The organism is Streptomyces sp. 351MFTsu5.1, assembly GCF_000383655.1.
GTDB classification, from domain to species: Bacteria; Actinomycetota; Actinomycetes; order Streptomycetales; family Streptomycetaceae; genus Streptomyces; species Streptomyces griseorubiginosus.
Window position 1 is genome coordinate 126,762 of record NZ_KB911792.1, and the last position, 18,058, is coordinate 144,819.

Genomic DNA, 18,058 nt, shown 5'->3' on the forward strand with positions numbered 1-18,058 from the left:
GTATTCGGTCGGCCCCCGGGCGTATGCGTCCACCGTCCGTGGTGCGGGCGAGGTCTTCCCAGGTCTGTAGCCGAGCCGCCCCCAGGGCCGTGGACGAAGCCGGGTTACAGGATCACCCGGGCTGATTCCACGTAACTTCTAGACCGTGCAGGCGGTCCAGGAAGGGCGGCGAGTCATCGAACACACCGACAGCGGCGCCGAGCACAATTTGGCTCGTGCTGGGTATCAACTGCTGAGGTCGAACACACCCCACGCGGTGAACGGCTCGGCCTGGACGTAGATCCTGCTTCCTCGGCTGACGACGCGCCGACGGCCGGGGGCAGGGCCATGGGGCAGGGTGAGCAGCCCGACGTCCGTTGGCTCGACGAAAGCTTCGGTGAGTTCTCCGTGGGTAAGCCAGTCCCGCTCTTCGCCGTAGCCGCCGTAGAAGGCGACCCGATCGCCGTGGACGGCCACCGCTTTGGCGCCCCGCACGCGGTTCGCCCACACCGTTACAGGCCGGTCGGGGCGTATCTCGACGAGCGGAAAATCCGTGTATGGGCAGGCCCAGGCGGCGGTGCCCGACACGTTCAGGGCGTAGCAGTCGAAGAGACCGGGGATGTGGGCGCCGTCTGACGTCCAGGCGAGCCGGCCCGTGGCGCTCCAGCGGCGGATCCCGGCCGGGTTCTCGTCGAAGTGCCCGACCCAGATGTGGCTCGTCTCGTCCACGAGCAGGTGCTCGATGGCGTCCCCGACGGAGAAGGACGAGGTCTCGCGGCCCAGTGCGTCGAAGACCTGGACCTGGTCCGCGTCCTCGTACCGGCGAGCGCGCGACGCGGCGACGACGAACCTGCCATCTGGCAGGCGGTCCAGGTGCGGCCAGCGGGCCCGCACGGCACTCAGTTCGGTGAGTTCGACGTCGCCGCCCGGGTGGACGGAGACGACCAGGGCGGCGAAGGGCAGCACGTCGCCGCCGCGCTGCGGAGGGCGTTCGGTAAGCAGCCAGTGGGCGGCGCCGAAGACGTCGACGGTACTGGTCAGAACGTGGCGGTCGTGGTGCGATCGGGGGAGGTGGGCGTAGGGAACGAGGGCGGTCTTCTGCATGGGCGGGCTCTCCTGGTGGGCGGTCACGGCCATCGGGCGCTGCGGTGAGCGGCGGTCGGTGGCGCGCGAGCGGAGGAGAGGGGAGCGGGGTGCGCGGGATGCCTAGACGGCATGGCCCTTTCTGGTCGTCATGAGCTGATCATCCTTGACGTCCAACCTCGTGACAAACCTATTCGGCCTCGCAGTACTACCGGGGCCACCTCCCGCTGGGGGGGCATCAAGCTGCAGGTGGCGAGCGTGCTGGCACGGACGTCGTGGAAGGACCGCTGGGCAGAGGTACGCCCGCCAAGGCTATGGAGGAGCGGTGCGCGGTCACAGTCCGGTGGCCAGCCATGTGGTCACGGCTGCGGTGGCCAGAAGGACAACGTTGAGCGTGATCCGGCGGTCCTCGCCGGTCAGGTGGACAGCGATCGCACCGATCTGCAGGAGCACGAAGCCGATGGCCGCGGCCATCGCCAGCGAGGGAGCGATGCCGGTCAGCGGCGGCAGGACCAGTCCGGTCGCGCCCAGTATTTCGACCGCTCCCAGTGCCCTTACGGCGGACAACGGTATGCGGTCGACCCAGGCCATCATCGGGCGGAGTTGATCGCGGCTGCGGCTCACCTTCATCGCGCCCGCGTAGAAGTAGAAGAGGGCGAGAAGTCCCGCCGCGATCCAATAGGAGAGGTTCATTGTTCCCGTTCTGGGCCACCGGTTTCCGGGGACCCGTCGATGGCGTCGCTTGCCGGAAGAGCCCTGGAGAGGGCCCGGTCCGTCGTCAGGCGAGGTCGGTGGCGGACTCGGTCGCGTAGCGGCTCATCGTGTCGATGTTGGCCTGGGGTGTCAGCGGCCGGCCGCTGGCGAGCACGTCCTGGAGGTCACGGAAGTACTGCACGTAGAAGTCGGGCGTGAACGTACTGAGCATGACGGCGGGTTGGTCGGTGAGGTTGGCGAAGGTGTGCGGGCTGCCGGGCGGAACCATCACGAACGTGCCCGCGGTGGCGTCGTGGTCCTCGTCGCCGACGGTGAACCGCACGGTGCCGGAGATGATGTAGAAGCCCTCGTCGTGGCGGGCATGGCGGTGCTGCGGTGGTCCCTGGGTGTGCGGGGCGAGGACGGACTCGGCGATCGCGAGGCGATGACCTGTGTGGCTGCCGTCCTCCAGAACGCGCATGCGCGTGGTGCCCAGGACGATCGTCTCGCCGTCGTGGGGGCCGACCACTGATACGGAGGGGTGGGCTTGCGCCGGGCCGGTCTTGGTTTCTTCGGTCATGTCGACGAGTGCACCGCCGGGGCCCTGTCGGTGTCCAAGACCCATCTCGCAGGGCCGATACCTCGTCGGTATTGTTGCAGCGTGGAGTTGCGGATCCTGCGTTACTTCGTGGCGGTCGCCGAGGAGTTGCACTTCGGCCGGGCCGCCACGCGACTGCACATGAGCCAGCCGCCGCTGAGCCGGGCGATCAAGCAGTTGGAGGCCGAGGTCGGTGCCTTGCTGTTCGCCCGGTCGTCTGCCGGCGTCAGGCTCACTGCGGTGGGCAGCGTGCTGCTCGAAGAGGCTAGGGCCCTCCTCGACCATGCTGATCGCGTCCGTGGGCGCGTCAGCGCGGCGGCCGGCGCCGCGACCATGACCGTCGGCATCCTGGGGGACGGTACCGACCCGGGAATGACCAGGCTGGCCGCTGCGTACCGCCGGCGCCACCCCGGCATCGACATCCGCATCCGCGACACCGATCTGACCGACCCGACGTGTGGGCTACGCACCGGACTGGTCGATGTGGCCCTGACTCGAGCGCCGTTCGACGAGACCGCACTGACAGTGCGTGTCCTGCGGACCGATCCGGTCGGCGTGGTCCTGCGGGCCGATGATCCGCTGGCCTGCCGCGACCGGCTGCACCTGGCCGACCTGAGTGATCGCCGCTGGTTTCAGTTCCCGCAGGGAACCGACCCGATCTGGCAGTCGTACTGGAACGGCGGCATCCGGCGCGAAGGTCCAGTGGTACGCGCCGTCCAGGAATGCCTGCAGGCCGTGCTGTGGAACGGCACAGTCGGCATGGCTCCGCTCGGGCACGACCTGCCCGCCGAGTTGGCCGTCGTACCGCTGGCCGACATGGCGCCGAGCCGAGTGGTGGCCGTATGGAACGAGGGTGACCCCAACCCGTTGATCCGATCCTTCATCGACATCGCGACAGCCGCGTACCGCAGTGATTGAGCGTTACGTGTCGGGAGGTAGCTGCCTCTGTGGTCAGGGCTGGACGTGATCCGGCCCGAGGCTAGGGTGCTGATTCACGGACCGAGGAGCGCCGACGTGCACGACAGCCCACGGATGGAGAAAGCCCTTGATGTCCTGCGTGCTGAGCTGGAGGTCGAGCGCTCGACGCAGACCGAGTTGACCGCTCGTGCTGCATGGTCGGCGTTCATGCGATTTGCGCGGCAGCGCTTTGCCACCGCACCCACCCGCGACTCGGACGGCTTGCTCTTCCAGTACGGCACGTACGCCTTCAGCGGGCGACCGAAGTTCACTGTGGATCTCACTCGACAGTTCGAGATCACTGACGACGAGGGTGAGCACGAGCACTACGTGCAGGTTCACTGCGAAATCCGCTACGAGTGCGAACCCGTCCTGGATGCCCTGGGGAGCTTCGATTCCTGGTTCTTCCACGACGCCGATACGAACCTTGACGAGTGGTTCGCCGCCATGGAGGGGCACCTCGAACTGGTGCTAGCTCGAGTGCCCGGTGAGATCGATGTGTACGAGGAGCGGGTATAGGCCGTCACGCCAGCAGGACCACGCGCCCGGCAGGTGTGGGTTGTTCGCGTTGGAAGTTCAGGTCTTGTCCGTGACGGCGTTGGTGAAGCGGGTGGCGAGCGCCCTTACTGCCGCGCGCAGTTCCTGTCCGCCCTCGACGCGGAAGGCGTGTGGCAGCTGTGCCAGCCATTCCTGCGCGTACATAGTCGGGTTCCTGGTGCTGCCGACGAGCACGCACCCGTCTCCTGACGGTTCGAGGCGTCCCATGGGCGGGCGGATCGACGGCAGTACCTCGGCCAGCGGGGCCTCGAACACGACCCGCGTGGGAAACGCCCAGCCCTGGCCGAGGTTCTCCTCCAGCGCCGCCACCGGGTCGAGGCCGTTGGGCATCTCGAAGCGGCGGGCGGTCTCGCGGACCGCGCGGACCCGGTCGATCCGGTAGGTGCGGATCGCGTCCGCGTGGTGTGCGTGGCACAGGAGATACCAGCGGCCGTAGCGGACGACGACCGCCCAGGGATCCACCTCGGCCTCCCATTCGTTGCCGGACTCGCTGCGGTACGTGAGCAGCACGCGGCGTCGCACCGCGCTCGCCGCGACGAGGGTGCTGGTCAGGGCGGGATCCGGACGGGACGCGTAACGGTCGGGCGCGGCCGACGCGTGCACGCGCAGGGCGGCCGCCTGCCGGCCGACCTTCTCGGGCAGCGCCCGGATGACCTTGCCCAGGGCGGTGCCGACGAGGTCGTCGGCGTCGGGGTCGGCGGCCGCCGGCTGTCCGTCGAGGACCGCCATGACCAGGCCCAGGGCCTCGGGCTCGGTGAAGACGACTGGTGGTAGCCGCGCACCGCGCCCCAGTCGGTAGCCGCCCCACGGGCCCCGGGTCGAGTGCACGGGGATGCCCGCCTCGCGGAGGATGCCGATGTAGCGGCGCGCGGCCCGCTCCGTGACACCCAGCGAGGCGGCTATCTCGTCGGCCGTCACTCCCGCGGTACGGGACTGGAGGATCTCGAGGGTGCGCAGGGCTCGCGCGGTGGGACTGAGCTCGGTCGGCACCCGAGCAGATTAAGTGGTCACGGGATGTACCGGAAGTAGATTGTCCGGAACCAGGCATAGCGTGAGGGCACCGGCCTCCCGGGAAACCGGCTTCACGGCTTCACGGGAAACCGACCTCACGGTTTCAAGGGAAGCCAGCCTTACGGCTCCAAGGGAAAGAGAACTGATCCATGGACATCCTGCTCATCGCCGGCCTGTGGCTCGACGGATCCGCCTGGGACGACGTCGTGCCCGTGCTCGAGGAACTCGGCCACCGCCCCGTGGCCCTCACCCTTCCTGGTCAGGGTGAGGGATCCGGGTCCGCCACGCTGGAGGACCAGGTCGCGGCGGTGCTCGCCGCCGTGGACGCGGCGACGGACAAGCCCATGGTGGTCGGGCACTCCGCCGCCTGCACCCTGGCCTGGCTTGCCGCCGATGCGCGGCCGGAGCGGGTCGCCAAGGTGGCCCTCATCGGAGGCTTTCCGTCCACCGACGGTCAGCCGTACGCCGACTTCTTCGAGACAAAGGACGGCGTGACGCCCTTTCCCGGCTGGGGCCCGTTCGAAGGGCCGGACAGCGCCGACCTCGACGAGGAGACGCGCAACCGCATCGCCTCGGCCGCGATCCCCGTGCCCGAGAGCGTGGCCAAGGGGACGGTGCGGTGGAAGGACGAGCGGAGGTTCGACGTCCCGATGCTGCTCGTGTGCCCCGAGTTCACCCCCGCCCAGGCCCGGGAATGGATCGACGCCGGCGACGCGCCCGAGATCAGCCGTACCCGGCACCTGGACTTCGTCGACATCGACTCGGGCCACTGGCCGATGTTCACCAAGCCGGCCGAACTCGCCAGGCTGCTGGCCGCGGCGGCCGCGGACGCCTGAGCCAGGGCCCTGCCAGGTCCGGCCCTTGGACGCCTCCGCCCGGGAGGGCTACGCCGCGCTCGTTGAGCGCAACGACAGGATCTGCGGCGGGTGCTGACGCATCAGCTACGACGCGGGGTGCGGCCGCCACGGGATCACCCACGGGGAGACCGAAGAGGACCACCCCGTGCGTACCGGCCGCGCCACTCCACGGACCGGCAGCGGACCGCGCCGGGGTTTCTACGTTTTCACCTCGCCCTTGGTCAGCAACCACTCCTTGTGCAGAGCGCCCAGAGGGATTCGCGTCTGGAAGACGGGTGTGCCGAAGATGGAGAGCTGCAGATTCAGCGTGCCGGTGAGGTCGACGCCGCCGTACAGGGCCCAGGAGCCGTAGGCGGATCCGGTGCCGTCCGCCGAGCCGTCGGCGGTCGCGGTGCTCGCGGCGCGGAGGTAGGGGGCGAGGTCGGCGGTGACGCCCACTGTGCCGTAGAGGCCCACCGTCGCTTCGGCACCCATGGCGGCTTTCACATCACCGACCGCGGTGACCGTCGTCTTCAGGGGCTCACCGCTCATGTGGGATTCACTGACACCGCTCCAGCCCTTGGCCCACGTGAAGTTGCCGCCTACGCGGAAGTCGCCCTTGAGGTCCTGTTCGGCGTCGACCGTGACGCGGCCGTCGGCGTCCACCCGGAAGTAGCAGACGAGATCGAGATTGACGACGACCGGGACCGGGCCGACCTGGATCACGGGATCGGCGTGCAGTTCGGCGAAGGGAATGCGGATCGGCTTGCCGTTCGTCGTGCCGGCCGCGCGGCCCTTCAGTTGCCACTGGGAGGTCCATGCGCCGGTCAGCCCCAGGAACGCGCCGCTGGGCGAGGAGCTCGCGGCGGCGCCGGATCCGTCGTAGGAGAAGGCGACCTCGGGGGCCAGCTGAACGAATCCCCTGAGCGAGGCGGCGGCCGATGCGGGGGCGCCTGCGGCGCTCTGCACAGCGGTTGCGACGTCGATGCGCAGGCTGCCCAGCGGGAGCTTCGCGCCCTCGGGCCCGAAGGTGAGGTCACCGGTCTTCGCCCAGGAGATCTTCACGCCCTCGACGAGCGGATCGACCTTCACGGTGGACGGGTCCACGGGGACCGCCCCGTCCGCTGTGCTCTGGCCCAGGACGGAGTTGAGCTTGGCCGGTTCCGTCTGGACGGTCGCACTGCCGTCCGCCGAGGTGTCGACGATGTCTGTCACCTTGGCCAGCACGCCGTCGGGGGCGCCGGGGGCGGGGGCGCTGGCTATGACGTCGCCGACGGCCACAGCGGCCTTGGACTTCGCTCCGCCCGAGCCCGAGCCCGAGCCCGTGTCCGGGACAGTGCCGGAGCCGTCGGACGGGGAGGCGGTCGTTGCCGTCGAAGTGGGCGACGGTGCCGCACCCGAGCCGGACGGCGGTGCCGCGATGACCGCCCGGCCGCTCTTCCTGTCGTACGACGCGACCTTGAGCGCGGACTTCCGGGCCCGGGTCTTGTCGGGCGTGTTCGCGGCGGCCACGGCGGTCGGGGTGGCGACGTCGCCGGTCGGGGCGGAGACGACAGCGAGTCGATCCTCGCCGGTGCCGGGCGTTGACGCTTCGGCCTTCGGGGCGGCACCGGCGCCGGTGGCGGCGGGGGAGTGGGCGGAGCAGCCGGTGGCCAGCAGTGCTGCGACGGTGATGGTCGACAGAGCCGAAATCAGGGCATGCGTTCTGCGTCTGTGCACGCGTGAGTCCTCGGGGGCGGTGGCGGTGGCAGGGGGGTGTGCTGCGAGACGGAATGACGTGAGGGCACCGCGTAGGTGCCCTGGCGGCATTCCGTAGAGCGACTACGTGAGGGGGTGGGCGTGGTCGAGCGGCGCAGCTGTGGTGGTGACAGTGCGCTGACGATTGTTACCTGTCAGTAGATGTGCATGAGCATGCCAGGCCGACGGCGCGGCGGGGGCCACATCTGCACTGACGGCAGGGTGACGTGGAGCACATTCGTCTGTGGGTCAACTGGCGCCAGGGACAAGGGGGTTGGGTTGTCGGCGCCTGTGCCCAGGGCGACTCCAGCGATGCGCGTGGACGGGCGCACCGGGCCTGCCGAGGTCCTGGGCCGGCCCGGTGCGTCCCGCGCTCGCGTCCGGTTCCGCTATACGTCGGCCCGCCTCCGGAAAGAGCAGCTGTGCCCGCGGTGCGGAGCGCGGGGAGGGCTTGCGCGGACGGAGGTGCCGGTGCGGGACATGGTGCCGGATCAGGTTGTGGGGCGCGGCCGACGGTTACGGCGAGCCAGGGCCCGGACCGGAGTGGGGTGGCACGCCGTGAAAGACCGTGCGCAGGGGTGCGAGGAGCACGGTCAGGCCCGTACCGACGTCAGGCCATGGCCACCACGGCTGACACGAGCGCCTTGAGGCAGGCCTGTTCGGCCTTCTCGTCGGGCATCGACAGGTGCTGCATGCTCATGCCGTCGAAGGCGGCGAGGAAGAACCGCGCGGTGGTCGCGGTGGGTTGCCGCAGACGGTGACCGGTACGTTCGGCGGCTTGCTCGATGAGCTTGGAGGTCACGGCCGTGATGCCGGCGAAGTGGTTGTCGAGGGCCTCGCTGAGGTGAGGGGTCCGCAGGGCGAACATGGTCAGCTCGGTGAGCAGCTGGTACGACTCCGGCTGGGCCAGCACAGTCCGCCAGAGAGCCTCGACGAGTGCGAGGACGGACTCCTCGAAGTTGCCGTGCGTGGGCGCGGCCTGCTCGACCTGGGAGACCAGGTCCTCGGTGAGCTGTTCCATGACGGCCCGGTACAGCTCTTCCTTGGTGCCGAAGGTGTAGTGCACGGTCGCCTGGGCGACACCCAGCTCGGCGGAGATGGCCCTGGTGCTGCCGGCGGCGACGCCCTCCCTGGTCATGAGGTCGATCGCCGCTTTGATCAGTTGGGGGCGGCGTTCGGCCGCGGTCACGTGAGCCATGAGGACACTCTATTCGACTCAGTCTTTCGAACGGGTCGCACGACAAGGTCGGTGCAGTAAGGCGGACAGGCCGACGGCGGGCGGAAGAGGACCGCCGCCGACCAGGGTGTGAAGGGGGTCGCCGTCGGCCTGGGCAGAACGCTGCTCACCGGGCGAGCGAGGAGTCCTCGGACCGGATCAGCCGGTCGAGATTGGCCATGGAGGTCCGCATCCCGGCCCGCATGCCGGGTTCCTGGATGGCGTTGATGAGGATCCCGATCGGGCCGAGGCCGATGGCGTACTCCACCTGGTAGGTCATCTCCGTCGCCTCGGGGCCGCCGTCCCGGCGGGCTGCCGGGTGGAGTTCGAAGATGCTGGTCACCTGCTGCAAGGGTGCGAAACCGGTGCCGGTGTCGACTCGGCGCCGTGGCGGGTCGATCTCCTTGACCGTCCACACCGAGTTGGTGCGCAGTGGCCCGACGGTGCGGTTGCGTTCGGCATAGGTCCTGCCGAGGGCGGCCACCCCGTGGTGCTCGGTGACCTCGATCGCTCCGGCGACCCACTCCGCATAGCGGTCGGTGCGGGAGATGACCTCCCAGACTCGTTCCACGGGGGCGTTGATGACGGCTGTTTCGGTGACGGTGTACGTGTTCACGGAGGCAGTCCTCGCTTGTAGGTCGTTGGTCGTTGGTGGTTGGTCAGCTCTGTCCCAGCAGTTCGGCGGCGGCGTCCTGGCCGGAGCGGACCGCGCCGTCCATGAAGCCGTTCCAGTACGGGGAGAACTCGGCGCCCGCCCAGTGGACCCGCCCGAACGCGCGGCCCATCCACGCGCCGTAGGAGGTGAGCACGCCAGGAGCGGCGACCGAGGTGGGGCCGCCCTGGGTCCACTGCTCGGCCGTCCAGTCCTGCTCGACGTAGTCGGCCGTCTCGAATGCGCGCTCCCCGACGACCTGGGCGAAGCAGCGCAGCACGGCGCCGCGGCGTTCACCGGCCGGTCGGTGGGCCCACCTGCGCCACTCCTTGCCGCCGAGGAAGCCCATGAGGACGCCCGGTCCGCCGTCCGGCGGGGTGTTGTCGAACATCTCGCGGATCGGTGAGCCGTCGCGCAGCAGGCCCATGCCGGACAGGCCTTCCGATCGCCAGAACGGCTTGTCGTAGACGGCCACACACTTCATGAGCGTGCCGAACGGGAGCCGCTGGAACAGCTGGTCCTGCTGCGACGGCAGGAGCGGATCCCACACGATCCGTGAGGCCAGCAGCGGAGGTACGGCGACGATGACCTGCCCGGCGTGCCACTCACCCGCGTCCGAGACGACGGTGACGCCGGTGGAGTCCTGGGTGACGCGCCGTACCGGCGCCGAGAGGTGGACCCGTCCGTCGAGCTCGACGGCCAGCCGCTGGGCGACACGCTGTGAACCCCCGACGAACCGGCTGTCCTGGGCGCCCCCGGTGGTCCCCGTGCCGCGTTCCATGGTGCCCGGGTGCGTCTCGTCGCCGAACGTGGCCACGTACCAGAGGCTGAACAGCGCGGACGCGTCGCGCGCCTCGCCGCCGTAGGCGGAGTTGAGGAAGATGTTGACCAGGTCGACCGCCCCGCCGGTGATCTCGGCCTTGCGCAGCCACGTCTCGTACGTCATCCCGTCGAGCTCCGGTGCGTTGGGCGCTTTCCAGGGCGCTGCCGGGTCGATCCTGGCGGCCGCCTTGCCGATGCGGGCCAGCGCGAGACCCATGTCGGGAAGGGCGAGCAGGTCCGGGGGAGTGTGTCCGGAAAAGCGCCTGGCCCGGCCGTGGTGCACATAGACGTTCTCGCCCGGGACCTCGGCTCGGTAGGTCTCGACGCCGACGTCCTTGGCCAGGGCCAGGATGCGGTCCTGGGTGGGCCCCACGAACTGGCCGCCGATCTCGGTGACCTGGCCGTCGCCGAGCTCGTGGTTGAGCAGGCGCCCGCCCACCCGGTCACGCGCCTCCAGTACGGCGACCGACTTGCCGGCCGCCACCAGGTCCCGTGCCGCGCTCAGTCCCGCGAGACCTGCGCCGATCACGACGACGTCGGTCCGATGGCTCCAGTGGTCGTTCATCGTCACTCCTTGGTGATGTCCAGGCGTGGGGACGCCCGCGGGCCGCTCCTCCGCAGGGCGGCGGGAGCCGGTAGAACCCTGACCATACACACGACATTGTCGAGTGACAAGGTCGAGCTATTCAGTTGTGTGACTGCGTTCATCGTCGCTGTTCGGGACGGTGTCAGGGTGGGCGACTCTCGTCACATCGCGAGACCTAGTCACTTGACTTGAGCACTTGATAAAGTCCTATGATCAAGTGGAGGTCGTCCTCCTCGCGATCTGTGCGCCTGATCTGTGGCGCCGCTGTATCCCCTCACGCACAGGAGCCCGTCATGGCTGTCCTGCTCCACCGTCTGGGCCACCGCGCCTACCACCACCGAAAGCTGGTCCTCGGCATCTGGCTCGCCGTCCTCGCCGCGCTCGTCACCTGCGTCGGGCTCTTCGGCGGCAAGCTCGACGACCGCTTCTCCGTGCCGGGCACCGAGTCGCAGCAAGCGCTGGACACCCTGCGCTCGACCCTGCCGCAGGTGTCCGGCGCGAACGCCCAGATCGTTCTCACAGCGCCCAAGGGGCACCACGTCTCCCAGACGCCGTACACCACCGCGATCGCCCGGGCCGTGGCCGCCGCGGACAGGGCACCACAGGTCAGCGCGGTGGTGGATCCGCGGACCTCCGGGGCCGTCTCGCCGGACCGGACCACGGCCATCGTTCAGGTCCAGTACTCTGTGCCGAACGCCGAGGTGAGCAGCGCCTCCGTCAACGCTCTCAAGGACGTGGCGAAGACCGCCGAACGCCAAGGACTCACGGCGTCGGTGGGCGGCTCGGTGTTCAGCAGCAAGGGTGTGCACGTCGGCGCCTCGGAGGTCATCGGCGTGATCGTCGCCGTCCTCGTCCTCGTGCTCACCTTCGGCTCCCTGCTGGCCGCCGGCATGGCACTGCTGCCCGCCCTGGCAGGGGTCGCGGTCGGGCTCACCGGCTTGCTGGCTCTGACACCCCTGGCCGGCATCTCCTCGACGGCCCTCACCCTTGCGCTGATGCTGGGGCTGGCCGTCGGCATCGACTACGCCCTGTTCATCCTCTCCCGCCACCGCCAGCAACTCGCTCGCGGCACCGATCCCCAGGAGTCCGCAGCGCTCGCCAACGGCACCGCGGGCAGCGCCGTCGTCTTCGCCGGTGGCACCGTGATCATCGCTCTGGCCGCGCTGAGCGTCATAGGCATTCCCTTTCTGACCACGATGGGCCTGGGCGCCGCCGGAGCCGTTCTCGTGGCCGTCCTCGCCTCGATCACCCTGCTGCCCGCGCTTGCCGGTTTCGCCGGAGCGAAGCTCGCCCCCAAGGCCGACAGCGCGGCCGCGCTCCGTGCCACCGACGCCGAGAAGAGCGCCGGCAAGCCGTCCATCGGCGCTCGCTGGGTGAAGGCCGTCGTCGCCAGGCCCCTGCTCGCGGTCCTGGGCACCGCGGGCGTCCTGCTCGCCCTTGCCCTGCCCGCCGCCGACCTGCGCCTCGCCCTGCCCGACGACGGATCGGCCGCGAAGGGGTCGACGCAGCGGGTGGCGTACGACACCGTGAGCGAAAAGTTCGGCCCCGGGTTCAACGGCCCGCTGCTCATCCTGACCAGCACCCACGACGGCAGCGGCAGCCGAGCGGCCGCTCAAGTCGCCCAGCGGCTGGGCGACTTCAGGAACGTCAAGGCGGTCCTCCCGCCCCAGCCCACCCAAGACCCGGGCCGGGCCGTCATCACGGTCATCCCCACGACCGGTCCCGACAGCGTGCACACCGACCAACTCGTCCGGGACATCCGCAACAGCGAATCCGACCTGCGCGCCGCAACCGGCGCTGCTGTCGCCGTCACCGGCACCACCGCCGTCAACATCGACGTCTCCACGCGGCTAGGAGACTCCCTGCTCCCGTTCGTCGCCATCGTCGTCGGACTCAGCCTGATCCTGCTGATGGCGGTGTTCCGTTCGCTCGTCGTCCCGCTCAAGGCCGCGGCCGGATTCCTGCTCTCCGTGGCCGCCTCGCTCGGCCTGGTCGTCGCTCTCTTCCAATGGGGCTGGCTCGCGGATGTCCTCGGCGTTCCGCACACCGGTCCCGTCGTCAGCTTTCTGCCGATCATCCTCATCGGCGTTCTCTTCGGACTCGCCATGGACTACGAGGTGTTCCTCGTCTCCGGGATACGGGAGGAGTGGACCCACTCGGGTCGGGCCCGGCAGTCGATCGTCGACGGCGCCCGGCACAGTGTCCGCGTCGTCACCGCTGCCGCGCTGATCATGTTCACTGTCTTCGCGGGCTTCTTCCCGCTGGACGACGCCTTGATCAAGCCCATCGCCTTCGCGCTGGCCGTCGGCGTGGCGATCGACGCCTTCGCCGTACGCCTGACCCTGGTCCCCGCGATCCTGGCCCTGGCCGGACGACGGGCCTGGTGGCTCCCCGCCTGGCTGGACCGACTGCTGCCCGATCTCGATGTCGAGGGCAGCAGCCTGGAGAAGGACACGTCCGGACCTGACAGGATCCCTGCCGAACTCTGATCGACATCCTGAGTCTGCGGGTCCGCCGAGCAGCGGGCGGTTATGCGGTGATCGCCACACAACCGCCCGCTGGAGAAGAAGGCGTGGGAAGAGATCACACGGTTGCAAGAGGAGGGCGAGCGGGTGCAGGCCACGCTCGGCGAGGCGGAACGGGCTCTTCAGCGGCTTCGAGGATCCGAAGCGGGGTTCAGTGGCCGGCTCGGGTGGTGCGTCTACCGAAAGCCCGGGTGAGGCTGCGTCTTCATTTCCAGCACGGAGATCGCCAGGTCGCAGCCGCAGGTCGAGCCGCACAAGACCCCGGGCGTCCGTAGCCCGGGGTCTCTCAAAATGCCTGACACCTGGCCGCCGAGGAAGAGTCATCCATGCCACGCTTCCGCACCGACTCCCAGGCTCAATCGGGTCACGGCCCGCCGAGGGTCACCTTTGCCGCTTTGGTCCACCCGAGATCCACCAAGGACACCGAGCCACCAGTACAGGCTCCCCGGCTGGAGGACCCATACGTCGAGGTGTACTGGTACCGGCCGCCTCCGAGAGCATTGGCCGCAGGCTGCGTGAAGTACGCCACCGACAGCGGGACCCTATGGCAGGGGACGGCGTCGCCGTAGTACTCGCTGAAGTTGGCCGGTGTGCCCAACAGCCGCTGACCGGCCGGCACACGAAGACTTCCGATGGGTGTGTCGATGCCGGTCTTCATGTTGCGCACCCAGGCACCCCACCACTGGCCCCCGGAGTCGGCCGTCAGCCGCCATACACGCAGACGGTAGTCGGACTGCCGGTCGATGGCGTACGGGATCCTGCAGCTGAGGCCGGTCCCCTCGCCGTCGAAGGGTCCGCAGTTCCCTCCTCTGCTGCCGTTCGCGTTCCACAGTGAGAAGATCGCTGTCTCGCCGGAGGTGTGGTTGAAGCGCGTGCCGTTGGTCTGCAGGCCCATGTAGCCGCCCTTGCCCGGCGTGGTCGTGAAGTCCCACATCATCGCCCAGTACGAGTGGTGGGCCTTGCGGGTGATTTGCACACGCTGGTCGATGTTCCAGAACCCATTGGCGCCATGGAAGTCCCACAACGCGTACTCGTTGGCATCTTGGTGCTGCTCAGCCTGCGCCGACGCAGTACTCATCACGACCATCGTGCAGACGGCCGTGATCAGAACCAGAAGCCTCCCGCAGAGATGAGCCGACCGACCGCGAAGATGTCCTCGTGTGTGGTGCATCCGCCCCCCCATCAAGGCCACGCGCGGTGGCCGATGCCTCAGAGTGGAGGCGGAGGGCGGCATCCAGAAGAGGCGTGAGGGAGCGTTGCCCGGCGTTGAGGCGCACTCGGAGCGACTCACTGAGGAGGCAGACGTTCCCCACCTCGACCAGGCACTCGTCGTAGAGCTTCGGCGTCAGCTGCGGAACCTCGACCGGCTGGAGGCTGTCGCCGAGACCCGGCGGGACCGCCGGAGTCCCACCCTCCTCGGCTTCGTCGCAAGCGTGCCGAGGCGTTGGTGACTTTGAAACGTATGTCTCTCTGCCCGAGCTTCGTCCGTGCTGACGCTCAGGGGGTCGTTTGCGGTCCGACGACGGACAGCAAACGCAGCCGTTCGTAGCTCTCGCTGCCGGGGGTGGCGGTGTGGACGAGCAGTATGTGTGACTGCTCCGGGTCCAGAAGTGTCTGGCAGGTCAGTTCCATCTCTCCGACTTCGGGGTGGATGAAGCGCTTGGTCTCGCGGGGGCGGATGCCGACCTCGTGGGCCTGCCACGCCTGCCGTAACTCCTCGCTCTGGGCCAGCAGCAGTTCGGCGAGCTGAGCCGCGCGGGACCGGCGCCCGCGCAGGGTGACCAGCCCGCGCAGGCCTGAGGCGAACATGCGGGTCAGGAACGGGTGATCGTCGGGGGCGTAGAGCGCCCGGGTCGCGGGGTCGGTGAACCAGCGGTAGCCGAGGCTGCGGGCCGGCCCCTCGTAGGCGGTCAGGTCACCGGTGAGTGCGACGGCCAGGGGCGTCTGCCGCAGGGTCTCGCCGAGCTCGGTGACGATCTCCGCAGGGGTGTCCTGAAGGCGGTCGAGGATGCGCAGCATGCCGGGACTGATGTGGTCGCTCGCCGCACCGCGGGGTGGCGAGGCGTGTCCGGCGAGCCGGAACAGGTGGTCGCGTTCATCGAGAGAGAGGTGGAGCCCCTGCGCGATGGAGGCGATCATCCGCTCGGAAGGCTGAGGGCCACGCTCCCGCTCCAGCCGTGCGTAGTAGTCGGTCGACATGTGGCACAGGAAAGCCACTTCCTCGCGCCGCAGCCCGCTCGTCCTGCGCCGTTGCCCACGCGGGAGACCCACGTCTTCGGGTTGCAGCGCCTCCCGGCGGCGCCTGAGAAACTCCGCCAGCCCGGTCCGGTCGATCAGCATCTGTTCCTCATTCACCATCCGCTTTCCTTGGATCGCTATGTCTACCGCCCGTACAGGGTGGTAGCCACGGCCTGGCAATCCCCCCTTGGACCCGCCCCGAGCTGCGGCACCCGGTGCCGCAGCGGGGGATTGGCAGGCCCTGCATAACGATGTCGGCGTCCGTGACAGTGGAGGAAATGACGCAACGATCTGGAGTGGGTTCGCATGCCGCGTGATTCCATTGACATTCCCGTCGCCGATCTGTCCGGGAGGCGCGCCGTGGTGACCGGCGCGAGTGACGGTATGGGGTTCGGCATGGCGGTATGGCTTGCCGCCGCAGGTGCGGAGGTGGTGATGCCGGTCCGTAACGAGGCCAAGGGTGAGGCGGCGCTGGCGCGGATCCGTCAGCTGGTGCCGGGCGGGCAGGTGTCGCTGCGCAGCCTCGATCTGTCCTCGCTCGCCTCGGTGGAGGCGTTCGGCAAGACGCTGATCGAAGAGAGCCGGCCGGTCCACCTGCTGATCAACAATGCGGGTGTCATGACGCCGCCGAACCGGCAGACCACCGCGGACGGGTTCGAGTTGCAGTTCGGCACCAACCACCTGGGGCACTTCGCTCTGGTGGCCCATCTGCTGCCGCTGCTGCGGGTCGGCCGGGCCCGGGTGACGTCTCAGGTCAGCATTGCGGCGAACCAGAACGCCATCAACTGGGAGGACCTGAACTGGGAGCGCTCGTACAACGGTCAGCGCGCCTACAGCCAGTCGAAGATCGCGTTCGGACTGTTCGGTCTGGAGCTGAACCGGCGCAGTGAGTCAGGCGGTTGGGGCATCACCAGCAACATCTCCCACCCTGGTGTCGCACCGACCAGCCTGCTGGCCGCCCGGCCCGAGGTGGGGCGTGACAAGGACACCCTCGGTGTGCGCGTGATCCGTTTCCTGTCCGCCCGCGGCATCCTCCTCGGAACCGTCGAGAGCGCGAAACTCCCCGCCCTGTACGCCGCCACGTCCCCGGACGCCGAGCCCGGCCGGTTCTACGGCCCCAGCGGACCGCTCCACCTGGGCGGCCCACCCGCCGCGCAGAAGCCGTACAGCCGCCTCACCAGCACGCAAGAAGCCACTCGTGTCTGGGAAACCTCCGAAAAGCTCACGGGCCTGCGCTTGTAGTCATGACCCGCCCGGTGGGCGCAGCGCCGGATGAGGTGCTGTGCCCGCATCGGTCTGTACCGGCGTTCCGACTGCCGGCGGGCGGCGACTCATTGGAGGGGTCCTGCCTGTCGAAACCTGGCCACGAACAGGCGTCTGGACGGGAGGCCCACGAAACGAAGAGGTCCCGCCGGATCACCTGCGGTCAGGCCTTGGGCGGCGCTGAAGCGATTGCCGTACGGCATGAGCGACTCCTTGCAGGGCGTGAGCAACCCACCGGCACCACCGTGCTGACATGGGAAAGAACCCCACCGAGCCCGACGGCCCGACGGTCCGCATCGACCCGTGGGGCCTGATCGGCGGGGTCAGCGCGCACCGCGACTGAACCGGTCCGGCACGGCACAGAACAGGGCGCCGCGCAGGCCGTGTCGTAGGACGCAGGGAGCAGGGAGCAGGGAGCAGGGCGCCCCGGCGACGGAGGCCTGACGGGACAACTCGTCGCGGACCAGGACAGCTACGACGACCCCACACTCCGCGCCGTAGCAGATGCCGAGGCCGCCCGGCGCATCAGACAGGGAGCCCCCCCCGCCCCGACCCCACCCCTCAAGAGCCCGCCGGCAGATTCGCCGTGGTGATGTCCCAGTCGACCTGCGCCAGTTCGCGACCCGCGGGTACGAGCTCGTAGGTGTGCTCCAGCCACTCCTCCAGCGGGGGAACGGGCAGTTCGAAGAGGGCGGCCATGTCCTGGGAGGCCAGTTGGAGCCATGCGGTGCCTCCCTCACCGGGACGCGCCGGCCACATCTGCACGTCGCCGAGGCCGCTGGCCGAGCGGAGCCCTTGCTTCATGAGGTCGCGGCCGATCCGCCACAGGACCCGCGGGCCGCCCTCGACGACCAGCACCAAGGACACGACCAGGGGAGCCGCCGGGTCGAAACCGAACGCCGCCCTGATCGTCTGCCGGGCTGCGACACCCAGTACGCGTTCGATGTCCAGGAACAGCTCCGGGCAGGCGTACGACGTCGGCCGGGACTGTACACCGGGCTGGTTGCTGCTCATTGCGGGTGGATCCTTCCCCGTGGCGAAAGCTGACGTCATCCACCCTGGTCGCCTCGGACGCGCCGTTCATAAGTCACTTGACCGTCCACTTCGCCTGAGTCGCGTGGCGCGTCACGGTGGCGGAGCACGGCCGGCAGACCGCTGAGCTTGCCTCCGAGACCTCGTCAGTCACCCCTGTCCGGTGACTTCTTCAGTCATTCGACTGTCGCCCCCCGGCCGGCGTCTGAACGATGCTGAGGCCGTCGCCGGCGTGCCGGAGCCGGATGATCGTCATGCTCGGAGGAGCCCGC

General features: G+C 69.2%; 16 protein-coding genes. 5 read left to right on the forward strand and 11 right to left on the reverse strand.

Going from position 1 to position 18,058, the window contains the following annotated elements:
- Positions 1 to 225: 225 nt before the first annotated feature.
- From H295_RS0132780 to H295_RS0132790, 3 genes are all read right to left on the reverse strand, one after another.
- A complete protein-coding gene (locus tag H295_RS0132780) occupies positions 226 to 1,083 on the reverse strand; it encodes a hypothetical protein (protein WP_020139584.1) in 858 nt (285 codons plus the stop codon).
- Between the two features lie 312 nt (positions 1,084 to 1,395).
- On the reverse strand, positions 1,396 to 1,755 hold the full coding sequence (locus H295_RS0132785; protein ID WP_020139585.1) for a DoxX family protein: 360 nt from the start codon (positions 1,753 to 1,755) through the stop codon (positions 1,396 to 1,398).
- Positions 1,756 to 1,840: 85 nt separating this feature from the next.
- Positions 1,841 to 2,335: a cupin domain-containing protein gene (locus tag H295_RS0132790; protein WP_028809966.1), complete on the reverse strand. Its 495-nt coding sequence runs from the start codon at positions 2,333 to 2,335 to the stop codon at positions 1,841 to 1,843.
- Positions 2,336 to 2,416: 81 nt separating this feature from the next.
- Between H295_RS0132790 and H295_RS0132795 the strand changes: the two genes are divergently transcribed.
- Both H295_RS0132795 and H295_RS0132800 read left to right on the forward strand, forming a co-directional pair.
- Positions 2,417 to 3,271 carry a LysR family transcriptional regulator gene (locus H295_RS0132795; protein WP_234021724.1) on the forward strand — a complete coding sequence of 285 codons (855 nt, stop codon included), beginning with the start codon at positions 2,417 to 2,419 and terminating at the stop codon, positions 3,269 to 3,271.
- Positions 3,272 to 3,367: 96 nt separating this feature from the next.
- On the forward strand, positions 3,368 to 3,829 hold the full coding sequence (locus H295_RS0132800) for a hypothetical protein (protein WP_020139588.1): 462 nt from the start codon (positions 3,368 to 3,370) through the stop codon (positions 3,827 to 3,829).
- A gap of 57 nt (positions 3,830 to 3,886) precedes the next feature.
- Here H295_RS0132800 and H295_RS0132805 read toward each other — a convergent pair whose 3' ends face one another.
- Positions 3,887 to 4,858 carry a helix-turn-helix transcriptional regulator gene (locus H295_RS0132805; RefSeq protein ID WP_020139589.1) on the reverse strand — a complete coding sequence of 324 codons (972 nt, stop codon included), beginning with the start codon at positions 4,856 to 4,858 and terminating at the stop codon, positions 3,887 to 3,889.
- A gap of 170 nt (positions 4,859 to 5,028) precedes the next feature.
- Between H295_RS0132805 and H295_RS0132810 the strand changes: the two genes are divergently transcribed.
- Positions 5,029 to 5,715, forward strand: a complete 687-nt coding sequence (locus H295_RS0132810; RefSeq protein WP_020139590.1) for an alpha/beta fold hydrolase — start codon at positions 5,029 to 5,031, stop codon at positions 5,713 to 5,715.
- Positions 5,716 to 5,934: 219 nt separating this feature from the next.
- Here H295_RS0132810 and H295_RS0132815 read toward each other — a convergent pair whose 3' ends face one another.
- The 4 genes from H295_RS0132815 to H295_RS0132830 form a co-directional block, all read right to left on the reverse strand.
- Complete coding sequence (locus tag H295_RS0132815) at positions 5,935 to 7,434, reverse strand: hypothetical protein (RefSeq protein ID WP_020665702.1); 1,500 nt, start codon at positions 7,432 to 7,434, stop codon at positions 5,935 to 5,937.
- A 628-nt stretch (positions 7,435 to 8,062) separates the two neighbouring features.
- The gene (locus H295_RS0132820; protein WP_020139591.1) at positions 8,063 to 8,650 is read right to left on the reverse strand and encodes a TetR/AcrR family transcriptional regulator; all 588 of its coding nucleotides are present in this window, start codon (positions 8,648 to 8,650) and stop codon (positions 8,063 to 8,065) included.
- Positions 8,651 to 8,795: 145 nt separating this feature from the next.
- Positions 8,796 to 9,284, reverse strand: a complete 489-nt coding sequence (locus tag H295_RS0132825; protein ID WP_020139592.1) for an SRPBCC family protein — start codon at positions 9,282 to 9,284, stop codon at positions 8,796 to 8,798.
- Positions 9,285 to 9,327: 43 nt separating this feature from the next.
- Positions 9,328 to 10,707, reverse strand: coding sequence for a flavin monoamine oxidase family protein (locus tag H295_RS0132830; protein WP_020139593.1), 1,380 nt, complete (start codon positions 10,705 to 10,707; stop codon positions 9,328 to 9,330).
- 314 nt (positions 10,708 to 11,021) lie between these two features.
- On the opposite strand from H295_RS0132830, the gene H295_RS43845 reads away from it, so the two are divergent.
- Positions 11,022 to 13,217, forward strand: coding sequence for an MMPL family transporter (locus tag H295_RS43845; protein WP_020139594.1), 2,196 nt, complete (start codon positions 11,022 to 11,024; stop codon positions 13,215 to 13,217).
- 400 nt (positions 13,218 to 13,617) lie between these two features.
- Here the strand turns inward: H295_RS43845 and H295_RS0132840 are convergent, their stop codons facing one another.
- Together H295_RS0132840 and H295_RS0132850 are read right to left on the reverse strand one after the other, a co-directional pair.
- On the reverse strand, positions 13,618 to 14,331 hold the full coding sequence (locus tag H295_RS0132840) for a DUF3472 domain-containing protein (RefSeq protein WP_158691085.1): 714 nt from the start codon (positions 14,329 to 14,331) through the stop codon (positions 13,618 to 13,620).
- A 419-nt stretch (positions 14,332 to 14,750) separates the two neighbouring features.
- A complete protein-coding gene (locus tag H295_RS0132850) occupies positions 14,751 to 15,593 on the reverse strand; it encodes a helix-turn-helix transcriptional regulator (RefSeq protein ID WP_199788648.1) in 843 nt (280 codons plus the stop codon).
- 204 nt (positions 15,594 to 15,797) lie between these two features.
- Here H295_RS0132850 and H295_RS0132855 point away from each other — a divergent pair, with 204 nt between their 5' ends.
- On the forward strand, positions 15,798 to 16,733 hold the full coding sequence (locus H295_RS0132855) for an SDR family oxidoreductase (RefSeq protein ID WP_028809970.1): 936 nt from the start codon (positions 15,798 to 15,800) through the stop codon (positions 16,731 to 16,733).
- Between the two features lie 582 nt (positions 16,734 to 17,315).
- Here the strand turns inward: H295_RS0132855 and H295_RS0132865 are convergent.
- Positions 17,316 to 17,768 (reverse strand): SsgA family sporulation/cell division regulator, encoded by a 453-nt coding sequence (locus tag H295_RS0132865; protein ID WP_020139600.1) that lies wholly within the window; start codon positions 17,766 to 17,768, stop codon positions 17,316 to 17,318.
- Positions 17,769 to 18,058 lie beyond the last annotated feature (290 nt).

Excerpts from the sequence above, each read along its gene's own strand:
- H295_RS0132865 (WP_020139600.1), bottom strand. The coding sequence starts at position 17,768 with ATGAGCAGCAACCAGCCCGGTGTACAGTCCCGGCCGACGTCGTACGCC.
- H295_RS0132855 (WP_028809970.1), top strand. The coding sequence starts at position 15,798 with ATGCCGCGTGATTCCATTGACATTCCCGTCGCCGATCTGTCCGGGAGG.
- H295_RS0132780 (WP_020139584.1), bottom strand. The coding sequence starts at position 1,083 with ATGCAGAAGACCGCCCTCGTTCCCTACGCCCACCTCCCCCGATCGCAC.
- H295_RS0132850 (WP_199788648.1), bottom strand. The coding sequence starts at position 15,593 with ATGCTGATCGACCGGACCGGGCTGGCGGAGTTTCTCAGGCGCCGCCGG.
- H295_RS0132830 (WP_020139593.1), bottom strand. The coding sequence starts at position 10,707 with ATGAACGACCACTGGAGCCATCGGACCGACGTCGTCGTGATCGGCGCA.
- H295_RS0132820 (WP_020139591.1), bottom strand. The coding sequence starts at position 8,650 with ATGGCTCACGTGACCGCGGCCGAACGCCGCCCCCAACTGATCAAAGCG.
- H295_RS0132790 (WP_028809966.1), bottom strand. The coding sequence starts at position 2,335 with ATGACCGAAGAAACCAAGACCGGCCCGGCGCAAGCCCACCCCTCCGTA.
- H295_RS0132810 (WP_020139590.1), top strand. The coding sequence starts at position 5,029 with ATGGACATCCTGCTCATCGCCGGCCTGTGGCTCGACGGATCCGCCTGG.
- H295_RS0132840 (WP_158691085.1), bottom strand. The coding sequence starts at position 14,331 with ATGAGTACTGCGTCGGCGCAGGCTGAGCAGCACCAAGATGCCAACGAG.
- H295_RS0132785 (WP_020139585.1), bottom strand. The coding sequence starts at position 1,755 with ATGAACCTCTCCTATTGGATCGCGGCGGGACTTCTCGCCCTCTTCTAC.
- H295_RS43845 (WP_020139594.1), top strand. The coding sequence starts at position 11,022 with ATGGCTGTCCTGCTCCACCGTCTGGGCCACCGCGCCTACCACCACCGA.